The sequence below is a fragment of the Bacillus sp. 05T31 genome (assembly GCF_056396725.1).
On record NZ_JBFTMA010000970.1, the window covers coordinates 1 to 1,218 of the forward strand.

A 1,218-nucleotide genomic window follows, 5' to 3' on the forward strand; every position below is an offset into this window, starting at 1 on the left:
ATAGTAAACCACCGCCTGTTTTCGGCATGGCAGAAGCAAGTTCAGCATATGTTAGTCCAACGAAAATAACAAGTAATCCTCCTATAACGAAAGCAATAACTGCCCCTATAGAACCAGCCGATGTAACCCAATCCCCTGAGAGTACAACCCAACCCCATCCAAGCATAGCGCCTATCGCAAGGAAAAGAACATCAAAACGTGATAGCACTTTTTTAAGTTCCTTCTTCTCCTCCAACTATATAATCCTCCTCTATAAACTTCTTAATTTTCCTAGTAGCAGCAGATTGGCTTATTTTCAAGAATTCTGCGACTTTATAACTGGATCCATGTGTTTTGTATGTTTTTAAGATAATGTTTCGTTCCACTTCTTCTAACATTTTATAGAGACTTTGACCCGATTGCTCCACTGTAGACTCCTGCATCGATATTGGCAAATCTTCTATCGTGACAACATCGTCAGCAGTTATAACAATCCTCTCGATTACATTTTCAATCTCTCTATTATTTCCTTCCCAAGGGTACCCTACAAACATTTGTAACGTACTAGGTGCTAACTTCACATCACGTCCGTACTTTTTATTAAAATGCTGTAAATAATGATAGATGAGCGGCAAAATGTCTTCTGTTCTCTCCCGAAGTGGCGGAATTGAAATTGGAATGACATTCAGACGATAGTATAAATCTTTCCGGAATGTTCCTTGTTTCACCATCGTACTTAAATCTCGATTTGTTGCCGCTACAATTCTAACGTCCACCTTTTTTAATTCTCTTCCGCCTATAGGACGAAACGTTTTTTCTTGCAATACTTGCAAAAGCTTCGCTTGAATTTCAAGCGGCATTTCACCAATTTCATCTAAGAAAAGGGTTCCTTTATGCGCTGATTCTAATAGCCCCTTTTTCCCTTCACGATTTGCACCTGTAAAAGACCCACCTGAATATCCAAAAAGCTCAGATTCGATTAAATTCGTCGGCAATGCCGCACAATTAATTTCATAGAAACTTTCATTCTTCCGGTGACTCACTTCATGCAAATGGCGTACTAATCGGCTTTTCCCCACTCCAGTCTCACCTAATACGAGAACAGTACTATCTACTACTGATACTTTTTTTATTGTTTCGATTATTTTTTGCATAGCGATACTTTTAAAAATAAGTCCTTCGTGTTCATATGTTTCTCTTAATTCTTTTTTATATGTTTTTAACTGATTATCCATTTCC

Annotated in this window: 2 protein-coding genes; both read right to left on the minus strand. The window is 38.0% G+C overall.

The features are described from left to right. On the minus strand, window positions 1–235 hold a 235-nt coding region (locus AC1DJR_RS30395; protein WP_477004301.1), incomplete at its 3' end, for an amino acid permease. Next, window positions 213–1,218, minus strand: a 1,006-nt coding sequence (locus AC1DJR_RS30400; protein ID WP_477004302.1) for a sigma-54 interaction domain-containing protein, incomplete at its 5' end; no start/stop codon positions are given. The genes AC1DJR_RS30395 and AC1DJR_RS30400, both read right to left, overlap by 23 nt.